This window comes from Janthinobacterium aestuarii, assembly GCF_051380835.1.
Lineage (GTDB): Bacteria > Pseudomonadota > Gammaproteobacteria > Burkholderiales > Burkholderiaceae_D > Janthinobacterium > Janthinobacterium aestuarii.
Genome location: NZ_JBNYXU010000002.1, coordinates 486,243 through 505,317, shown reverse-complemented (window position 1 = coordinate 505,317; position 19,075 = coordinate 486,243). Strand labels below are relative to the sequence as shown.

Sequence of the window (19,075 nt, the reverse complement as noted above, 5' to 3'; positions counted from 1 at the left end):
TGCTGAATGAAACTCATGAATAATGGCTGACCTCAACGAATTGACGGCTTTTGCCGCCGTCGCCCGCCTGCGCAGCTTCCGCAAGGCGGCCCTGGAACGGGGCGTATCCGCCTCCGCCCTCAGCCACGCGTTGCGCGCGCTGGAAGAGCGCCTGGGCGTGCGCCTGCTGAACCGCACCACGCGCAGCGTCACGCCGACGGAGGCGGGGCAGCTGCTGCTGGCGCGGCTGGCGCCGGCCATGCGTGAAATCGATGATGCCTTGCTGGACCTGAGCACCTTGCAGGATGTGCCCGCAGGCAAGCTGCGCCTGAACGTGCCCCGTCCCGCCGCCCGGCTGCTGCTTGCGCCCATGCTGGCCAGTTTTGTCGCCCGTTATCCGCGCGTACAGGTAGAAGTGATCACCGATGACGGCATGATCGATATCGTGCGCGATGGTTTTGACGCGGGCATCCGCTTCGGCGAGCAGGTGGCGGCCGACATGATCGCCGTGCCTGTCGGCGCGCCGCAGCCGTTCGTGGTGGTGGCGTCGCCCGCCTACCTTGCCGCGCATGGCGCGCCAAGCACGCCGCGCGCGCTGCTGACCCACGCCTGCATAGGCCGGCGTTTTCCCAGCGGGCGCCAGTATGCGTGGGAGTTCGAGCAGGCAGGCGAGGGCTTCAGCATCGCCGTCGGCGGCCCGCTCGTGTTCGACGACGATGAATTGATGCTGCGCGCGGCCCGCGATGGCGCGGGACTGGCGTATGTGTACGAAGCCGATGCGCGCGCCGATATCGCGGCGGGCCGCCTGGCGTGCGTGCTGGAGAGTTGCCTGCCGCCGCCGCCCCGTTACTTCCTGTACTACCCGAGCCGGCGCCAGATGCCGGCCGTCCTGCGCGCCTTTGTCGACATGCTGCGCGCGCCGGCGTAGTCAGCCGGCGGGCGGCGGCGCGGCATGCTCGACCGGCCACTTGATCGTAAACAGGCTGCCGCCCGCCTTGCCACGCGTGCAGACGGCGCTGCCGCCGTGGGCGCGTGCGATGGCTTCGACCACGGCCAGGCCCAGGCCGCTGCCCGCGTTCAGGTCGACCCTGGTGCTGTCGCCGCGGCGGAACGCTTCGAACACGTGCGGCGCCAGTTCGTCGGCAATGCCGGGGCCCGCGTCCTCGACGCTCAGGTAGTACTGGCCGGCCAGCACGCGGGTGCGCACGCGCAGCAGGCCCGGATGCGCATAGCGGCGCGCATTGTCGAGCAGGGCCAGCACGATTTGCCGGATGCGCGCCGCGTCGCAGCAGACGGGATGGTCGGACAGGTGCAGCTGCAAGGTAAACCCGGCCGCTTCCATTTCCTGCGCCAGCAACCGGCCCACTTCCTCGATTTCCAGGGTCAGGTCCGTCCACGCCATGCGCAGCTGCATGTGGCCGCTGTCGGCCAGGCTCAGGGTGCGCAAGTCCTCGATCAGGCGCCCCAGGTCTTCCACTTGCGCCAGCAGGCTGGAAAACGGCACTTCCTCGGGCTTGAAGACGCCATCGACGACGCCCTGCAAGGTGCCGCGCAGGATGGTCACGGGCGTGCGCAGTTCGTGCGCGATGGCCGCATTCCACGTTTCGCTTTCCTGCGCTCCCCGCTGCAGGCGCTCGGCCATGCTGTTGAAATCGTCGACCAGCATGGCCGTCTCGCCCAGGCTGCGGTCGCCGGCAAACGCGCGCGCGGACAGGTCGCCATGCGCCACGCGGCGCACGCTGTCCATCACGGAATTGATCGGTTTCAGTATGCGCGAAGCCAGCTTGATGGCGAAAAACGCGGCCAGGCCCAGGCCGAAGATGGTGATGGCGAAGATCCACAGCCACTCGACGGTGCTGGGCGACCAGTCGTCCGGCTCGGACAGCATGCCGGGATCGATCTTGAAGGCGATGGCGAAGAAGGTCCAGGAGCCGATCCAGATGATCAGGATACTGCACACCATCAGCACGGACATCGACAGGATGATCTGCCGGTTCAAGCCTGTGAAGCGCATCAGAGCTCGCTTTCGAGACGGTAGCCCACGCCGCGCAGGCTGGCCGGCATGTTCATCACGCCCGCTTCTTCGAGTTTCTTGCGCAGCTTGCTGACGTGGCTGTCCACCGTGCGTTCCATCGAATTGCTTTCGGGCATGCACGACTCGAGCAATTCCAGGCGGCTGCAAACGCGGCGCGGCGTGCGCGCCAGGTGCGCCAGCAGGCGAAATTCCGTCAACGTCAGGCTGAGCGCCACGGCCATGCCATCGTGCAGCACGCTGGCCACATACGTTTCCTGGTCGATTTCGATGGGGCCGCAGCGCAGGCGCTGGCCGCCCACCGGGTGGTGGCGCACGCGCGAGCGGCGCAGCACGGCCGCCACGCGCGCCACCACTTCGGCCGGATTGAATGGCTTGATGATGTAGTCGTCGGCGCCCACGCGCAGGGCGGCCAGTTTATCCGCGTCCTGGTCGCGCGCCGTCAGCATGATGACGGGCGTTTCGCCGCGCCGCCGCACTTCCGCCAGCACGCCCCAGCCGTCTACTCTGGGCATTTGCACGTCGAGCAGCAAGAGGTCCGGCGCCAGCGCCAGGTGCTGGTTCAGCGCTTCCTGGCCATCGTGCGCAAAGGCCGTGCGGTAGCCGTCGCGCTCGAGGTAACCGGCGAGGATGCGGGCGATTTGCGGTTCATCTTCAGCGATCAGGACGAGGGCGGAAGGCGGCGTGGTGGCAAGGAAGGAGGGCTGGCTGGCGCTGTGATGATAGTTCATGCAAATAGTCTAGCATTCTTCGCTGTCTCCATCGAATCTCCACATTTCTTTGACGGAACATCCATGTTGGCCTTCTATGCTCTTGTTATCTGTCGACCGGACCGCCGGTTGGGATCTGCCATAGAGAAAGACCATGCATCCGAGCCACCTCACCAAGAAAAACATGTTGATCGCCGCGGCACTGCTCAGCCTTGCCGCCTGTTCCAAACCCGCGCCGGAAGAAGATACCGCGCCGCCCGCCGCCGTCACTGTGCTCAAGCTGCAAGCGGCGCCCGTCGTCCTCAGCGATGAATTGCCGGGCAGGGTGGCCGCCTTCCGCACGGCCGATATCCGCCCGCAGGTGGGCGGCATCGTGCTGCGCCGCCAGTTCGAGCAGGGCGCCGAAGTGAAAGCGGGGCAGAAGCTGTTTCAGCTGAACCCAGCGCCATTCCAGGCGGACGTCGATTCGGCCGCCGCCGCCCTGCAGCATGCGGTGGCCACGGCGAAGCGCGCCAGCAGCCAGGCCGACAGGTTAAAACCGCTGGTCGAGGCGGACGCCATCAGCCGCCAGGCGTATGACGACGCCGTGGCCCAACGCGAGCAGGCCGTGGCCACCGTGGCGCAGGCGCGTGCCGCCCTGGCGCGCCGCCGCCTGGACCTGGCCTTTGCCAGCATCGAGGCGCCGATTGCCGGGCGCATCGGCTCCGAACTGGTGACGGAAGGCGCGCTCGTGGGCCTGGCCGATGCGACGCCGATGGCGCGCATCCAGCAGATCGACAAAGTGTACGTCGACGTGCGCCAGCCGGCCGCCGCGCTGGCCGCCTTGCAAGCCTCGGGCAACGGCGGCGCGGACAAGGTGCCCGTGACCATTTTAGGCGCCGATGGCCAGCCGCATCCCGTCACGGGGCGCATCCTGTTCTCCGGCATCAGCGTCGATGCGGGCACGGGCGACGCCGTCGTCCGCGTGCTGGTCGATAATCCGCAGCGCCAACTGCTGCCGGGGATGTTTGTGCGCGCGCGCATCGCCCGCGCCGTGCAGGCAAACGGCGTGCTGCTGCCGCAACAAGCCGTCTTGCGCAGCAGCGGCGGCCAGGCGCAGGCCTGGGTCCTCGACGGCACGAACAAAGCGAGCCTGAAAACGATCGCCGTGGGCGACGTGATCGACCACCAGTACGTGGTCAACGGCGGCCTGAAAGCGGGCGAAACCGTCGTCATCGAAGGCCAGGAACGCTTGCAGCCGGGCGCCACTGCCGCGCCGCAGCCATGGAAGCGCGCCGCCGCCGTGGCCACCGCACCTGTCGTCAGTGCCGTGCGCTGACTCGTACATATTGAAAGTTTAACGACATGCCTCAATTTTTCATCAACCGCCCCGTTTTTGCGTGGGTGGTGGCGGTCTTCATCGTCCTGTTCGGACTGATCGCCATACCGCAATTGCCGATTGCGCGCTTCCCTTCGGTGGCGCCGCCCAGCGTCAGCATCAGCGCCAACTACCCCGGCGCCACGCCGCAAACCATGAACGATTCCGTGGTGGGCCTGATCGAACGCGAACTGTCGGGCGTCAAGCACCTGCTGTATTTCGAGTCGTCCACCGATACGTCGGGTTCGGCCTCGATCACCGTCACCTTCCAGCCCGGTACGAATCCGGAAATGGCGCAGGTGGACGTGCAGAACCGCCTGAAAGCCATCGAACCGCGCCTGCCGCAAGCCGTGCGGCAAAATGGCTTGACGGTGGAGTCGGCGTCGTCCGGCTTCCTGATGATCGTCAGCCTGATTTCCGATAATGGCCAGCACGATGAAGTGGCGCTGGGCGACTATCTGGCGCGCAACGTGACGGAAGAACTGCGCCGCATTCCCGGCGTGGGCAAGGTGCAGCTGTTCGGCTCCGAGCGGGCCATGCGCATCTGGGTCGATCCTGCCAAGCTGGTGTCGTACAACATCGCCATGGGCGAGCTGACGGCCGCCATTGCGCAGCAAAATGCGCAGATCGCCCCGGGCCGCCTGGGCGATTCGCCCGCCGTGCACGGCCAGCGCGTGACCATTCCGCTGACGGTGCAGGGCCAGCTGCAAACGCCTGCCGAATTTGCCGCCATCGTCCTGCGCGCGAATGCGGACGGCTCGAAAGTGACGATCGGCGACGTGGCGAAAGTGTCGCTGGGCGCGCAAAGCTTCAACTTCAGCATCCGCGAAAACGGGCAAGCCGCGTCGGGTGCCGCCATCATGCTGTCGCCCGGTGCCAACGCCGTGCAAACGGCCAGCGCCGTGCGTGCGCGCATGGCCGAACTGGCGCACACCATGCCTGCCGGGATCAAGTATTCGGTGCCGTTCGATACGGCGCCGTTCGTGAAGATCTCGATTGAAAAGGTGGTCGTTACCTTGCTGGAAGCGATGGTGCTGGTCTTCCTCGTCATGTATCTGTTCCTGCAAAAGATACGCTACACCCTGATTCCCGCCATTGTCGCGCCGATCGCGCTGATGGGCACCTTTACGGTCATGCTGATGGCCGGCTACTCCGTCAACGTGCTGACCATGTTCGGCATGGTGCTGGCCATCGGCATCATCGTCGACGATGCCATCGTCGTGGTGGAAGCCGTCGAGCGCCTGATGGCCACCGAAGGCTTGTCGCCGAAGGAAGCGACGTCGAAGGCCATGCGTGAAATCACCGGGGCGGTGGTGGGCATCACCCTGGTGCTGACGGCCGTGTTCATCCCGATGGCCCTGGCCAGCGGCTCCGTGGGCGCGATCTACCGCCAGTTCACCGTGGCCATGGCCGTGTCCATCCTGTTCTCGGCGTTCCTGGCCTTGACCCTGACGCCGGCCCTGTGCGCCACCATGCTTAAACCGATAGGCCCGCACGACCATGACAAGAAGGGCTTCTTCCTGTGGTTCGACCGCGGTTTTGAGCGCATGACGGCGCGCTATGAAAAAGGCGTGGTGGCGATGGTGAAACGCGCGGGCCGCTCGATGGTGCTGTATGGCGCCATCGTCGCGGCGCTGGGCGTCGCTTTCATGCAGCTGCCGTCGGCCTTTTTGCCGGAAGAAGACCAGGGATACTTTATCACCTCGATCCAGCTGCCGTCCGACGCGACGATGGAGCGCACGCTCGATGTCGTCAAACTGTACGAGCGGCACGTGGCCACGCGGCCAGGCATCGAAGTGAACCAGTCTATTCTCGGCTTCAGCTTTTCCGGCGCGGGACCGAATGCGGGCCTGGCGTTCACCATGCTGAAGGACTGGAAAGAGCGCAACGGCGCCACGGCGCAGGAAGAAGTGGCGCTGGCGCAGGCCGCCATGTCGCAGGCGAAAGAGGGCGTGATCATGAGCCTGATGCCGCCCGCCATCGATGAACTGGGTAATTCGTCCGGCTTTTCCCTGCGCCTGCAAGACCGCGCCAACCAGGGTATCGCGGCCATGCAGGCGGCGCAGAACCGGTTGCTGGGACTGGCCGCGCAAAGCAGCAAGGTGGCCGGCGTGTATCCGGACGGCTTGCCGCCCGGCGCCAGCGTGCGCCTCGATATCGACCGCACCAAGGCCGAAGCGCTGGGTGTGTCGTTTACGGCGATTGCAGACATGCTGACGGCGGCCATGGGTTCGACCTATGTCAACGATTTCCCGAATGCCGGCCGCATGCAGCAGGTGATCATCCAGGCCGATGCGCCGTCGCGCATGCAGTTGAACGACGTGCTGGCCCTGCGCATCCGCAATAACGCGGGCGGCATGGTGGCCCTGGGTGAACTGGTGCGTCCCGTATGGAGCGAGTCGCCGCTGCAGCTGGTGCGCTACCAGGGTTATCCTGCGGCGCGCATTTCGGGCAGCGCGGCGCCGGGCGTCTCCAGCGGCGACGCCATGCTGGAAATGGAACGGCTCGTGAAACAGCTGCCACCGGGCTTTGCGCTCGCGTGGACGGGCCAGTCGCTGCAGGAGAAGGAATCGGCCTCGCAGGCACCGATGCTGATGGCGCTGTCGATGCTGGTGGTCTTCCTCGTGCTGGCGGCGCTGTATGAAAGCTGGTCGATTCCCGTCTCCGTGATGCTGGTCGTGCCTTTGGGATTGCTGGGCGCCGTGCTGGCCGTGATGTTGCGCGGCATGCCGAACGATGTGTTCTTCAAGGTGGGCATGATCACGATCATCGGCCTGTCGGCGAAGAATGCGATTTTGATCGTCGAATATGCGCGCCAACTGCAGGCGCAAGGCAAGGGGCTGGTCGAAGCGACGGTGGAGGCGGCCCGCTTGCGCTTGCGCCCGATTTTGATGACGTCGCTGGCGTTCGCGCTGGGCGTGGTGCCGCTGATGCTGGCCACGGGCGCCAGCGCCGAGACGCAGCATGCGATCGGCACGGGCGTATTCGGCGGCATGATCACCGCTACCGTGCTGGCCGTGTTTTTCGTGCCCGTGTTCTTTGTCGTGGTGCTGGGCGCCGTCGACAAGATGAGCAGCTATTTCAACAAACGCAGTCATCGCATCGCCGTCAAGGCGGTGGAAGGAGAGTTGTAATGCGTTTATTCTTTATTACGCCCCTGGCCGCGCTGGCCTTGTCGGCGTGTTCCTTGACGCCGCCGCTGGTCAAGCCGGCGGCGCCGATCCCTGCAGCGTATGCCGAGGTCTCCGCACCGGGCATGGGCGACACCTCAGCGGACCTGGGCTGGCGCCAGATGCTGCTCGATGCGCGCCTGCAGCGCCTGGTCGACATTGCGCTGGAAAACAACCGCGATTTGCGCGTGGCGGCCCTCAACGTGGAAGCCGTGCGGGCCCAGTACCAGATCCAGGATGCGGGCCGCTATCCGGCCGTCGGCGCCGATGCGGGCGGCGTGCGCCAGCGCGGCGCCGATGCGGTAACGCAAAACCAGTTCACGGCCGGCATTGCCATGAGCGCGTTCGAGATCGACCTGTTCGGCCGCCTGCGTTCCCTGTCGGACGCCGCGTTTGCCCGCTATCTGGCCACGCAGCAGGGCCAGCGCGCCGCGCACATGGCCCTGATCGGCGCCGTGGCCGATGCCTATCTGGAACAGCGGCTGGCGGAAGAGCAGCTGGCGCTGGCGCGGCAAACCCTGCTCGACTGGCGCTGGGCCTTGCTCCTGACGCAGCGCCTGCACGGCGCGCAGCAGGGTAGCGGCCTGGATGTGGCGCAGGCGGAAGGGCAGGCCGCGACGGCGGAAGCGGACGTGCTGGCGCGCGAACGGGCCAGTGCCCTGGCGCGCAACAACCTGGAATTGCTGCTCGGCGCGCCGCTGCCCGCCGATCTACCGGCTGGCCGCGCCCTTGATGGCCAGCCCGTGCTGACGCAGCTGCCGCCCGGCCTGCCGTCGGACTTGCTGGCGCGCCGTCCCGACATCCTGCAGGCGGAATATGCGCTGGTGGCGGCGAATGCGGAAATCGGCGCCGCCCGCGCCGCCTTCTTCCCGCGCCTGTCCCTGACGGCGTCGCTGGGTTTTGCCAGCCCGGAGCTCGGTGACCTGTTCCGCGGCAGCGCGCGCAGCTGGTCGTTCGCGCCGCAAGTGACGCAACCGCTGTTCCAGGGCGGCCAGCTGCGCGCCGAACTGCAGCTGTCTCGCCTGCGCAAGGACGTGGCTGTGCTGCAGTACGAACAGGCGATCCAGGTAGCGTTTCGTGAAGTGCGCGACGGCCTCGCCGGCAGCGCCACGTATGCGCAGCAAATCGATGCGCAGCAGCGCGTGGCGGCGGCGGCGCAGCAGCGCCAGCGCCTGTCGCAGCTGCGCTACGACGCGGGCCAGGACAGCCGCCTGGAGTTGCTCGACGCGCAGCGCCAGTCGTATGCGGCCCAGCAAGCCTTGCTCGACGCACGGCGCGACCAGTTCAAGTCGGCCGTGGCCTTGTACAAGGCGCTGGGGGGAGGGCTGGAGGAGTAGGGCCTTGTATGCTTAGACCGTAAAAGCTCCGATGGGCCGGTTGCGCGCCAGGCTCCAGCCTGTCGTGTGTTGGGGGCCGGGCTTGCCGTCGGCCTGCTGCACGCTGTGGCTCCAGAGGATTTCCGTGAAATTCAGCTTGAACTGCTCGGTCGGCATGTCATCGGGATGGGTTTGCAGCTGGATTTCGCTGATGATGGCGTCGCGCAGCCAAATGGTGATGATGTTGGCCGTCTTGTCGCCCGAGTTGCGGGCGATGTAGAGCTTGGTTGGCTGGTCCGCGCCCGTGCCCAGCGGCTTGGCTTGCAGGCACAGGTCGTACAAGTTGACCGAGGTCCGGTCGACATATTTAACGCAGGTAAATTCCGTGATCACGGGCCGTCCCGACGTGCGCGCCGAATTGCTGACGTCCGTCGTCACCTGCTGCTTCATGCCTTGATGTAATGACACCAGCTCGATGCACTGGCCCGTGCCCTGCAGCGCAGCGGCGTCGCGCCAGATGGCGTCGATGCCACCGTTGCCACCGTCCGGCGTCTTGCCGAACACGAGTTCCCCGTTGCCGGGTTCCAACAAGATCAAATCCATGACGAGCTCCTCCGCTTGATGTCAGCTGCCGCCGTGCGACAGGCAGCCCTTGAGCCGATGTGGCCGGGTCCAACCCGCTTCGCTGGCGTGGTCGACAAAACTGATGGTCAGCTGCGCGAAGCCTTGCGAGGTGAAATACACGCTGGCCGTTGCATCCTTGCGCTCACGGGTGATGAACCACTGTGCGTCGCCATGCGCCAGGCCCCAGCTGGCCACGCGGTGCACCAGCAAGTCGGCATTGCCACGCTGCACGATGGCCACCCGCACGTCGGCTTCGCCCATGTTGTTGGTCTGATAGATGCGTGCCACTTTCCTGACTCCAGTTTCAATCGTGCCTGCGACTATACACCGATTAAGTTGCCTAAACACAAGCATAAATTGCGCCGAAATAAATTTTTTGGCTCTGTCATCGGCAAGTAGGGGAATGCCGGAATTTTCCCTTGGCAGTGCTGTCTGACTCTGCATATCAATCACGCAGGGAGCAGATCATGCGGTCAGCCGAATGGATCACCTTGATTGCGCAGTTTGCTCACTTGAGCAGACGCCAGCGGCAAGCAGGCATTGCCCTGCTGCGTGGCAGCGCACCACACGACGCGACCGTCGCGTTGCTGGAAAATGTGGCGCAGCCGCGATTGGCCTGTCCCGCTTGCGGCTCGGCGCACCTGCACCGGCATGGTCATGCGCACGGACTGCAGCGCTACCGTTGCGTGCCCTGCGGCCGCACCTTCAACGCCTTGACGGGCACGCCGCTGGCGCACCTGCGCCACAAGACCTTGTGGCTCGATTACGCTGATTGTCTGCTGGCATCGGATTCCGTGCGCAAGGCCGCGCGCCAACTGGGCGTGCACCGTAACACCTCGTTTCGCTGGCGTCACCGGTTTTTGTCCTTGGCAAAGACGGACCGGCCGCATGGCCTGCACGGCATCGCCGAGGCAGACGAGTTATATCTGCTGGCATCGGAAAAGGGATCCAGAAACATGACGCGTCCGCCCCGCCGCAGGGGCGGCCATGCCCATAAACGCGGCATATCGAACGAACAGGTCTGCATCCTGGTGGCGCGCGACCGTACGGGACAGACCCTCGATTTCGTCACGGGCAAAGGGGCGTTGACGAAGGCGCAGTTGCACCACTGTTTGTTGCCCGTCATCGACAAGGATGTGCTGCTGGTCACCGATGGTCATGCCACCTACCGGGCTTTTGCCAGGGAAGCAGGGATCAGCCACCAGGCCGTCAACTTGCGCGCCGGCATCCGTGCGCAGGGCGCCGCCCACATGCAGAACGTCAACGCCTATCACAGCCGTTTGCGGCAATGGCTGGGGCCGTTTCACGGCGTAGCGATGCGCTACCTGCCAAACTACCTGGGATGGCGCTGGATACTCGACGCCAGGCGCATTCGCTCCCCTGAAACGTTATTGAAGGCAACGCTGGGCGCCTTCCCACATCTAATGGTGACATAGCCCATTTTTTTTGCATCACTGCATCCAAACGCGGGCACGGCGCGTAGTACAGGGGCGCGCTCGCCGCAACGGCGGCATGAGCGGCACCTCCACTCACTCTATCGGGAGCACGACCATGTCACCACTGCCAACCTTGCCATACGCCAAGCTGCTGCTTGTTTCCGCCGTCGTCATGACCCTGTCCGCTTGCGGCGGCAGCGACCACGACGATGTTGTCGTCACGCCACCGCCGCCCGTGGTGGTGGCCGGCGACGTTTTCGTGCTCACCGCCAGCAACAAGCTGCTGTCATTCGACCGCGCCACGCCGGCCACCATCCGCACCACGGCCATCGTCACGGGCTTGCAGGCCGGCGAAAACCTGCTGGGCATCGATTTCCGTCCCGCCGATGGCCAGTTGTATGGCGTCGGCAGCACGGGCCGCATCTACACCCTGAATGGCGTGACGGGCGCCGCCACCGTCAAAGCCACCCTGGCGGCCGATGCGGCCGATGCGACGGCCCCGTACATGGCGCTGGCCGGCACGGAGTTCGGCGTCGACTTCAATCCGGTCGCCGACCGCCTGCGCATCGTCAGCAACACGGGACAGAGTTTGCGCATCAACGTCGATACGGGCGCAACCACGACAGATGGCAATATCAACGGCGGCGCAGCGAATACGACCATCACGGCGGTCGCCTATACGAACAGCTTTGGCGGCACGGCCAGCACCACTTTATTTGTCATCGACGCGGCCAACGCCACCCTGTACACGCAAAATCCGCCCAACAACGGCACCCTGGCCAGCGCCGTGCCGCTGGGCGTGGCGGCCACCGGCGTGGCCGGCTTCGACATCGATGCGCGCACGAATACGGGCTACGCCGTCATGACGGTGGCCGGCGCGCGCAACCTGTACACCTTGAACCTGGCCGCAGCCACGGCGCCGGCGACTCTGGTGGCGGCCGTCGGCGTGACGGAAGAATTGCGCGGCATCGCCCTGAAAGCGCCGGTCGCGCCCGTCGCCTACGGCTTGACGGACGACGCCCGCATCGTTACTTTCAAGACGGCCACGCCGAACACCCTCGATGCCAACGTGGCCGTGACGGGCCTGGCGGCGGGCGAGCGCCTGCTGGGCTTTGACATCCGTCCCAAGGATGGCTTGCTGTACGGGATATCGTCGACGGGGCGCATCGTCACCATCGACCCGGCGACGGGGGCGGCCACCGTCAAGGCGACGCTGGCCGCCGATGCCTTGGACGTCAGCGCGCCGTACACGGCCATCGCGGGCACGGCCTTTGGCGTCGATTTCAATCCCGTTGCCGACCGCCTGCGCGTGATCGGCAACGCTGGGCAAAGCCTGCGCATCAATGTCGACACGGGCGCCACCACCACCGACGGTACCGTCAACCGCGCGGGCGCGGCGCCTAGCGTGACGGCCGCCGCCTATACCAACAGCTTTGCCGGCACGACGGCGACCATGCTGTTCGATATCGACACGGCCAGCGCCTCGCTCGCCCTGCAAAATCCCCCCAACGACGGCACTTTGGTGAATGTCGGCGCGCTTGGCGTGGCTGTGGCGGGCGACATGGGCTTCGATATCGCCGGTGGCGCCAATGGTCTGGCCCTGGCGGCCTTGCGTACGTCGGCCACGGGGCCGAGCTCGCTGTACCGCATCGACCTGGCGACGGGTACGGCCGTGCTGAGCGGCGGTGCGGCCACGCCGGCCGCTTCCGCCATCGGCAACGGGGCGGTGGGGCTGGTCGATATCGCCATCGCGCTGAAGTAAGGAAGTACACCGCAGCTTTGCTTTGATTCAATAATTCCAGTATTATAGAATTATTGATGGTATTCAATGGCTGCGGCGCATGGTGCCCGCGATGCCGCATCGAACGGAATCTCGCCCCATGCTCACCGCTTTCCTCATCTTTCTCGCCACCTTAATCCTCGTCATCTGGCAGCCGCGCGGCCTGGGCATCGGCTGGAGCGCCGTCATCGGCGCCTGTGTCGCCTTGCTGGCCGGCGTGATCCATTGGGGCGACATTCCCGTCGTCTGGCATATCGTGTGGAACGCCACGGGCACCTTCGTGGCCGTGATCATCATCAGCCTGCTGCTGGACGCGGCCGGCTTCTTCGAGTGGGCCGCGCTGCACGTGGCGCGCTGGGGCGGGGGCAGCGGCAGAAAACTGTTCGTGCTGCTGGTCTTGCTGGGCGCGCTCGTCTCCGCCGTGTTCGCGAATGACGGCGCCGCGCTGATCCTGACGCCCATCGTCATCGCCATGCTGCGGGCGCTGAAGTTTTCCGCCAGGGCTACCTTGGCCTACGTGATGGCGGCCGGTTTCATCGCCGACACGGCCAGCCTGCCGCTCGTGGTGTCGAACCTGGTCAATATTGTTTCGGCCGATTTCTTCAAGATCGGCTTTGCCGAGTACGCTGCCGTGATGGCGCCCGTCAACGTCGTCGCCGTACTGGCGACCCTGGCCGCCTTGCTGATCTTTTTCCGCAAGGATATCCCCCGCGACTACGAAGTCGCGCAGCTGAAACGCCCTGACGCCGCCATCCACGACCTGGGTACTTTCCGCGCCGGCTGGCTGGTGCTGGCGCTGCTGCTGGTGGGATTTTTCTCGCAGGAGCACTTGGGCGTGCCCATCAGCCTGATCGCGGCCGTGGGCGCCGCGCTGCTGCTGCTGGTGGCCGGCAGGGGCCACGTGATTTCCACGCGCCACGTGCTGCGCCATGCGCCGTGGCAGATCGTCGTCTTTTCGCTGGGCATGTATCTTGTCGTGTACGGCTTGCGCAATGCGGGCTTGACGGCTTACCTGACGGGCATGCTGAACCACTTTGCCCAGTACGGCGTGTGGGGCGCGGCCATGGGTACGGGCGTGCTGACGGCCTTGTTGTCGTCCGTGATGAACAACTTGCCGACGGTGCTCGTGGGCGCGCTGGCCATCGACCCGACGACGGCGCAGGGGGCCGTGCGCGAAGCGATGATCTACGCGAACGTCATCGGCAGCGACCTGGGGCCGAAGATCACGCCCATCGGCAGCCTGGCCACCTTGCTGTGGCTGCACGTGCTCGACAGCAAGAATATCCACATTTCCTGGGGCTACTATTTCCGCGTCGGCATCGTGCTGACCGTGCCCGTGCTGCTCGTAACCCTGGCGGCGCTGGCGCTGCGCCTGGGGTGATGGCGGAGTAGGGGATAGTTTACTAGACGACCGGTCAGATTTTTTGCTATACTGGCCGCATGAGCAAAAAATCTTCCGCTGACATGCGCCAGCACCTGATCGACATCGCCAAGGCCCTGATGGCCGAGAAGGGCTATACGGCCGTGGGCCTGGCGGAACTGGTGGCGGCGGCCGGCGTGCCGAAAGGCTCGTTCTACTATTACTTCAAGTCGAAGGAAGAGTTTGGCCAAGCCTTGCTCGATGACTATTTCACCACCTATCTGCAAACGGTCGACGCCTTGCTGGACGGCCCGGGCACCGCCCGCGAGCGCCTGCTGGCCTATTTTGACTACTGGAGCACGACGCAGGCCAGCAGCGCGCCGGAAGGCAAATGCCTGGTGGTCAAGCTGGGCGCCGAAGTGTGCGACCTGTCCGTGGACATGGGCGCCGTGCTGCAGCAGGGCACGGGCGCCATCCTGGACCGCCTGACGCAGTGCGTGGAAGCGGGCCACCTCGACGGTTCCGTGGCGGCGGCAACGCCGGCCCGCGTGCTGGCCGAATCGCTGTACCAGCTGTGGCTGGGCGCTTCCCTGATGGTCAAGGTCGCCAGGAGCGGCGGGCCGTTCGACGCTGCCATGTCAACCACGCAACGGCTGCTGGCGTAGCCGTTTTTTTAACTATTTAATAGACGACCGGTCAGTTATTTTCGACCTCTCGCACAATATGAAAGCAATACGATGACCGAGCAGCATGAAAACGATTTATTTTCTCCAGTCGAGCTGGGCGCGCTGGCGCTGGCCAACCGCATCGTCATGGCGCCGCTCACGCGCAGCCGCATGGCCGACGATGGCGTGCCGAACGCCTTGCACGCCGAGTACTACGCCCAGCGGGCCAGCGCCGGCCTGATCATCAGCGAGGCGACGAATATTTCGCCGCAGGCGCGCGGCTACGCCCTGACACCGGGCATCTGGTCGGACGAGCAGGTGGCTGGCTGGAAGCTGGTCACGGATGCCGTGCATGCGGCCGGCGGCAAGATCGTTTGCCAGCTGTGGCATGTGGGGCGGTTTTCGCACACGAGCCTGCAGCCCGATGGCACCGCGCCCGTCGCGCCGTCCGCCATCCGGGCCGAGGGCAGCACCTATACGGCCAGCGGCATGCAGCCCGTGTCGATGCCGCGCGCGCTGGAAACTGGGGAAATCGCCGGCATCGTTGCCCAGTATGCGCATGCGGCCGCATGCGCGCTGCGCGCCGGTTTCGACGGCGTCGAGGTGCATTCGGCCAATAGCTACCTGCTCGACCAGTTCCTGCGCGATTCGACCAACCGGCGCACGGACGCTTATGGCGGCAGCATCGACAACCGCGCGCGGCTGACCCTGGAAGTGACGCAAGCCGTGGTAGACATCTGGGGCGCAGCAAGGGTGGGCATCCGTTTGTCGCCCGTCACGCCCGACGCGGGCAACACGCCCGTCGACAGCGACGTGATGGCCACTTATGGCTACCTGATCGGACAGTTGAACCGCCACGGGCTGGCCTACCTGCACTTCGTCGAGGGCGCCACGGCCACCTCGCGCGACGTGCCCGATGGCGTCGACCTTGATGCGTTGCGGGCGCTGTTCGATGGCCCCTACATCGGCAACAACCATTACGACCTGCCGCTGGCGCTGGCGCGCCGCGCCGAAGGCAAGGTCGATGCGGTGGCCTTCGGCCGTCCCTTCATCGCCAACCCGGACCTCGTGGCGCGCCTGCGCCATGGCGTGGCGCTGGCCGTGGCGCCGCGCGCGGCGTATTACGGCGGCGGCGCCGTCGGCTACACCGACTGGCCCGCCAGCCAGTCTTGATTTTTCTTTTTACCCACCCAAGGAGCGCAACATGAACAACACCACTTATGTGCAGGATTACCAGGCCATCGTCGCCGTGCTGAATCAATACAATGCGGGCGGGGCGCAGGCCGACAGCAGCATCATGCGCCCGGCCTTCAGCAGCGAGGCCACCATTTTCGGTATCGACGGCGACGATAAACTGACGGGCGGGCCCATCGAAGGCCTGTTCGAAATCATCGACAGCGCCTTCCGGCCATCGCCGCAGGCAAAGGCGGCCATCGCGCGCATCGATATCGTGGGCACGGCGGCCAGCGCGCGCGTCGATACGGACGATATCTCGGGCTTCCGCTTCACCGACTTTTTCAATCTGCTCAAGGTGCAAGGCGAGTGGAGCATCGTGAGCAAGATCTATCACACGCACGCGGGCGCCTGATGCGCTGCCTGGGCGCCCGATGCTGTATCGTGTGGCGTCCAGCATGCGGGGAGAATGAATGAAACTGATACTGATAGGCGCCACGGGCCTGGTGGGCCGCGAAGTGCTGCGCCTGGCGCTGATGGATGCGCGCGTCACGGCCATCGTCGCGCCCGTGCGCAAGCCCTTGCCGGCGCATCCCAAATTGGACGCGCCGCTCGTCGACTTCGACCGCTTGCCGGCGGACGCGCCATGGTGGCAGGCGGACGCCGTCATCTGCACCCTGGGCACGACCATGAAGGTGGCGGGCACGCGGCAAGCGTTCCGAAGAGTCGACCATGACTATCCGCTGGCCGCGGCGCGGCTGGCGCGGGCGGCCGGCACGCGCGCGTATGCGCTCAATTCCGCCGCCGGCGCCAACGCGGCCTCGCGCTTTTTCTACAACCGCGTCAAGGGAGACTTGGAACGCGACCTCGAAGCGCTGGGCTTTGCATCGCTCACCCACGTGCGGCCGGGACTGATCGGCGGCGAACGCGAGGAGGCGCGGGCGGGCGAGGGCGCTGCCTTGCGCGTCCTGCGCGTGCTCGGTCCCGCGCTGCCGCGCCGCTGGCGCATCAATCCCGCGCCGCGTATCGCCAGCGCCTTGCTGGAAGCGGCGCTGGCCGGCACGCCGGGCGTGCACGTCGTGGGCCCGGAACAGCTGGCTTGAGCGCGCGCCCCTTATAATTGTCATTCATGTTTTTGGGTACAAAAAATGCAAACAGTGCGCCCTTACCAGGCCGGCGACCGCGACGCCTGCCTGGCCCTTTTCGACGGCAATACGCCGCGCTTTTTCGACCCGTCCGAGCGCGCGGACTTTGCCGCCTGGCTGGAAAATTCGACACATCCGTATCTGGTCATCGAGCGCCACGGACGCATCGTCGCCTGCGGCGGCCATGCGCTGGACGCGGGCGGCACGGTGGCCAGCCTGTGCTGGGGCATGGTGGCGCAGGATCTGCACGGCCAGGGCCTGGGCCGCGCGCTGACGCAGGCGCGCCTGGACGCCATCCGCGCCGTGCCGGGCGTGGCCAAGGTGAGCATGAACACCAGCCAGCACACGCAGGCCTTTTATGCGCGTTTCGGCTTTGAGACAGTCAAGGTGACGCCGGACGGCTTCGGGCCCGGCATCGATCAGTGGGATATGGTTCTGTCGCTGAAAAACGGGGACGATGCCCATGTCCACATCGCCGCCGTGCCGCTGGAAAAAGCCTATCGCCTGCTCAATCACGGCCCGTCCATCCTCGTCTCGGCCCGCCATGGCGGCATCGATAACGTGATGGCCGCCGCCTGGGCCTGCGCCCTCGATTTCGCGCCGCCGAAACTGACCGTGGTGCTGGACAAGGCAACGCGCACGCGCGCCCTGGTCGAAGGCAGCGGCACGTTTGTCATCCAGGTGCCGACGGCGGCGCAGCTGCAACTGACCCACGCCGTCGGCACGCACAGCCTCGATGCGCAGCCCGACAAACTGGCGCGCGCCGGCGTGCGGCTGTTTCACATGGACGGCTTTGATTCGCCGTTCGTGGCCGGATGTTCCGCTTGGCTGGCCTGCCGTTTGGTCCCCGAGCCGCACAACCAGACCGCATATGACCTGTTCATCGGCGAAGTGGTGGGCGCCTGGGCCGACACGCGCGTGTTCCGCGACGGGCACTGGCATTTCGAAGACGCCGATCCATCCTGGCGCAGCCTGCACTACATCGCCGGCGGGCGCTTTTATGCGATCGGCGAGGCGCTCGATGCTGTCCCAAGCTGATCCGCTGGCGAGCCAGGCCGCCGTCACGCCGCTCGTCATCGTCGCCAGCAGCGGCACGGGCGGCGACATGCAACCGTTTATCGCGCTGGCGCAGGGCTTGCAGCAGCGGGGCCGGCGCGTGCTGCTGCTGGTGCCGGGCTGGCAGGAAGCGGCAGCGCAGGCGTCAAGGCTGCCATATCACACCTTCGGCAGTGCGGCGGAGGGCCAGGCCATGCTGGGCGACCCGGGCCTGTGGGATGAGCGCAAGGGCTGGGGCTTGGTGTGGCGCGGCCTCGTGCCGCACCTGGGCGCCGTGCGCGGCATCGTGCAAGGCTTGCCGGACGGTGAAGATTGCGTGGTGCTGTGCCACCCCTTCCTCGTGCCGATGGCCGCGCTGGCACGCTCGGCACGCCCGGGCCTGCGCATCGTCGCGGCCTATCTGGCGCCATCGAATTTGTGCAGCAGTCATGATTTCCTGGCGGCCGGTTCGCTGCGCGTTCCCGCCTGGGTGCCGCTGGCCTGGCGCCAGGCCCTGTGGCGGCTGATCAACCGCAGCATGGTCGACCCGGTGCTGCTGCCTGGCCTGAACGGGGCGCGCGCGCAGCACGGCTTGCCGCCCGAAGCGCATTTTTTTGCGCACATGCTGACTGCGCCGGATGCCTCGCTGGGACTCTTTCCAACGTGGTTCGCTGCACCGCAGGCGGACTGGCCGCCGCATTTCGTGCAAACTGGTTTCGCCGGCGCCGCCACGCATGGCGCTGCGGCCCTGACGCCGGAGCTGGAACGCTTTCTGGGCGAGGGCGAGCCGCCCATCGTGTTTACGCCCGGTACCGGGCACCAGCACGCGCAGCGCTATTTCAGTATCGCCCTGAAAGTGTTGCGGCGGCTGGGGCGGCGCGGCCTGTTCCTCACGCCGCATGCGGCGCAAGTGCCGCAGGATTTGCCGGCCAGCGTCATGTGGCAGGCGCACGTGCCGTTTCCGGCCCTGTTGCCGCGCGTGGCTGCCGTGGTGCACCATGGCGGCATCGGCACCAGCGCGGATGCTTTCCGCGCGGGCATTCCGCAACTGATCGTGCCGTTCGCGTACGACCAGTTCGATAATGGCTGGAGGGTCAAACGGCTCGGCGTGGGGGATGTCTTGCTGGCCAGGCGTCTGTCGGCGGGACGCATGCAGCGGCAGCTGGCGCGCCTGCTTGCCGCGCCCGGGGTCCAGCTGGCGTGCGGTGACGTGGCTCGCAGGATGGGGCAGGGGCTCGAACCATCGCGCCTGCTTGACCAGGTCGAAGCGGCGCTGGCCGCTGCTTAGGGACT

17 protein-coding genes and 1 pseudogene are annotated in these 19,075 nt (G+C 66.0%); 14 read left to right on the top strand and 4 right to left on the bottom strand.

Annotation, left to right across the window (positions count from 1 at the left end; translation table 11 throughout):
- Positions 1–22: 22 nt before the first annotated feature.
- On the top strand, positions 23–907 hold the full coding sequence (locus ACQ4WO_RS08345; protein ID WP_436481005.1) for a LysR family transcriptional regulator: 885 nt from the start codon (positions 23–25) through the stop codon (positions 905–907).
- Here ACQ4WO_RS08345 and ACQ4WO_RS08340 read toward each other — a convergent pair whose 3' ends face one another.
- Complete coding sequence (locus tag ACQ4WO_RS08340) at positions 908–1,993, bottom strand: ATP-binding protein (protein WP_436481004.1); 1,086 nt, start codon at positions 1,991–1,993, stop codon at positions 908–910.
- Positions 1,993–2,742: a response regulator gene (locus ACQ4WO_RS08335; RefSeq protein WP_100427141.1), complete on the bottom strand. Its 750-nt coding sequence runs from the start codon at positions 2,740–2,742 to the stop codon at positions 1,993–1,995. The genes ACQ4WO_RS08340 and ACQ4WO_RS08335 overlap by 1 nt, the downstream gene beginning before the upstream one ends.
- 133 nt (positions 2,743–2,875) lie before the next feature.
- Between ACQ4WO_RS08335 and ACQ4WO_RS08330 the strand changes: the two genes are divergently transcribed.
- The 3 genes from ACQ4WO_RS08330 to ACQ4WO_RS08320 are packed head-to-tail and all read left to right on the top strand — an operon-like array spanning position 2,876 to position 8,585.
- Positions 2,876–4,039, top strand: coding sequence for an efflux RND transporter periplasmic adaptor subunit (locus ACQ4WO_RS08330; protein WP_436481003.1), 1,164 nt, complete (start codon positions 2,876–2,878; stop codon positions 4,037–4,039).
- Positions 4,040–4,065: 26 nt separating this feature from the next.
- Positions 4,066–7,212: a multidrug efflux RND transporter permease subunit gene (locus ACQ4WO_RS08325; RefSeq protein WP_436481002.1), complete on the top strand. Its 3,147-nt coding sequence runs from the start codon at positions 4,066–4,068 to the stop codon at positions 7,210–7,212.
- Positions 7,212–8,585 (top strand): efflux transporter outer membrane subunit, encoded by a 1,374-nt coding sequence (locus ACQ4WO_RS08320; protein WP_436481001.1) that lies wholly within the window; start codon positions 7,212–7,214, stop codon positions 8,583–8,585. The genes ACQ4WO_RS08325 and ACQ4WO_RS08320 overlap by 1 nt, the downstream gene beginning before the upstream one ends.
- Before the next feature lie 12 nt (positions 8,586–8,597).
- Here ACQ4WO_RS08320 and ACQ4WO_RS08315 read toward each other — a convergent pair whose 3' ends face one another.
- Together ACQ4WO_RS08315 and ACQ4WO_RS08310 are read right to left on the bottom strand one after the other, a co-directional pair.
- Positions 8,598–9,167, bottom strand: a complete 570-nt coding sequence (locus ACQ4WO_RS08315; protein ID WP_436481000.1) for an Hcp family type VI secretion system effector — start codon at positions 9,165–9,167, stop codon at positions 8,598–8,600.
- A gap of 21 nt (positions 9,168–9,188) precedes the next feature.
- On the bottom strand, positions 9,189–9,476 hold the full coding sequence (locus tag ACQ4WO_RS08310; RefSeq protein WP_436480999.1) for a 7(1) septoil knot domain-containing protein: 288 nt from the start codon (positions 9,474–9,476) through the stop codon (positions 9,189–9,191).
- Positions 9,477–9,655: 179 nt separating this feature from the next.
- On the opposite strand from ACQ4WO_RS08310, the gene ACQ4WO_RS08305 reads away from it, so the two are divergent.
- The 10 genes and pseudogenes from ACQ4WO_RS08305 (at position 9,656) to ACQ4WO_RS08260 (ending at position 19,070) form a co-directional block, all read left to right on the top strand.
- On the top strand, positions 9,656–10,624 hold the full coding sequence (locus tag ACQ4WO_RS08305) for an IS1595 family transposase (RefSeq protein ID WP_436480998.1): 969 nt from the start codon (positions 9,656–9,658) through the stop codon (positions 10,622–10,624).
- Positions 10,625–10,739: 115 nt separating this feature from the next.
- Positions 10,740–12,386, top strand: a complete 1,647-nt coding sequence (locus ACQ4WO_RS08300) for a DUF4394 domain-containing protein (RefSeq protein ID WP_436480997.1) — start codon at positions 10,740–10,742, stop codon at positions 12,384–12,386.
- A 118-nt stretch (positions 12,387–12,504) separates the two neighbouring features.
- Positions 12,505–13,785, top strand: coding sequence for an arsenic transporter (locus tag ACQ4WO_RS08295; RefSeq protein WP_436480996.1), 1,281 nt, complete (start codon positions 12,505–12,507; stop codon positions 13,783–13,785).
- Positions 13,786–13,844: 59 nt separating this feature from the next.
- Entirely contained in the window at positions 13,845–14,429 is a 585-nt protein-coding gene (locus tag ACQ4WO_RS08290; protein ID WP_436480995.1) for a TetR/AcrR family transcriptional regulator, read from the top strand.
- A 72-nt stretch (positions 14,430–14,501) separates the two neighbouring features.
- Positions 14,502–15,602 carry an alkene reductase gene (locus tag ACQ4WO_RS08285; RefSeq protein WP_436480994.1) on the top strand — a complete coding sequence of 367 codons (1,101 nt, stop codon included), beginning with the start codon at positions 14,502–14,504 and terminating at the stop codon, positions 15,600–15,602.
- 31 nt (positions 15,603–15,633) lie between these two features.
- Positions 15,634–16,017: a nuclear transport factor 2 family protein gene (locus ACQ4WO_RS08280; RefSeq protein ID WP_436480993.1), complete on the top strand. Its 384-nt coding sequence runs from the start codon at positions 15,634–15,636 to the stop codon at positions 16,015–16,017.
- A gap of 58 nt (positions 16,018–16,075) precedes the next feature.
- Positions 16,076–16,705: a Rossmann-fold NAD(P)-binding domain-containing protein gene (locus ACQ4WO_RS08275; protein WP_436480992.1), complete on the top strand. Its 630-nt coding sequence runs from the start codon at positions 16,076–16,078 to the stop codon at positions 16,703–16,705.
- 45 nt (positions 16,706–16,750) lie between these two features.
- Positions 16,751–17,176, top strand: a pseudogene (locus tag ACQ4WO_RS08270) (GNAT family N-acetyltransferase); the annotation flags it as partial.
- Positions 17,177–17,785 carry a flavin reductase family protein gene (locus ACQ4WO_RS08265; protein ID WP_436481181.1) on the top strand — a complete coding sequence of 203 codons (609 nt, stop codon included), beginning with the start codon at positions 17,177–17,179 and terminating at the stop codon, positions 17,783–17,785.
- Positions 17,769–19,070 (top strand): glycosyltransferase, encoded by a 1,302-nt coding sequence (locus tag ACQ4WO_RS08260; protein ID WP_436480991.1) that lies wholly within the window; start codon positions 17,769–17,771, stop codon positions 19,068–19,070. Before ACQ4WO_RS08265 ends, ACQ4WO_RS08260 begins: the two co-directional genes overlap by 17 nt.
- Positions 19,071–19,075 lie beyond the last annotated feature (5 nt).